This window comes from Pseudomonas sp. 1 (assembly GCF_056626735.1).
Genome location: NZ_JBWXMQ010000055.1, coordinates 1 through 653 on the forward strand (window position 1 = coordinate 1; position 653 = coordinate 653).

1 protein-coding gene is annotated in these 653 nt (G+C 57.1%); it reads right to left on the minus strand.

What is annotated here, in order from left to right:
- Positions 1–653, minus strand: a 653-nt coding sequence (locus AC1MDC_RS28675) for an EF-Tu/IF-2/RF-3 family GTPase (RefSeq protein WP_480394194.1), incomplete at both ends; no start/stop codon positions are given.

Sequence of the window (653 nt, forward strand, 5' to 3'; positions counted from 1 at the left end):
GGACGGTAGCCTTTGAAGAACGGAGTGTGACGACCGCCTTCTTCCTTGCTCAGAACGTAAACTTCTGCGGTGAACTTGGTGTGCGGCTTAACCGAACCCGGCTTAACCAGAACCTGACCACGCTCAACGTCGTCACGCTTGGTACCACGCAGCAGAACGCCGCAGTTCTCGCCCGCACGACCTTCGTCCAGCAGCTTGCGGAACATCTCAACACCGGTGCAGGTGGTGGTGGTGGTGTCACGCAGACCAACGATTTCCAGCGGATCCTGAACGCGAACGATACCGCGCTCGATACGACCGGTCACAACAGTACCGCGACCCGAAATCGAGAACACGTCTTCGATTGGCATCAGGAACGGCTTGTCGATAGCACGCTCTGGCTCTGGGATGTAGCTGTCCAGAGTTTCCACCAGCTTCTTGACAGCAGTGGTGCCCATTTCGTTGTCGTCTTTGCCTTCCAGCGCCATACGAGCCGAACCGATGATGATCGGAGTGTCGTCGCCTGGGAAGTCGTAGGTGGACAGCAGGTCGCGAACTTCCATCTCAACCAGTTCCAGCAGCTCAGCGTCGTCTACCAGGTCAGCCTTGTTCAGGAAAACCACGATGTACGGAACGCCTACCTGACGGGACAGCAGGATGTGCTCACGAGTTTG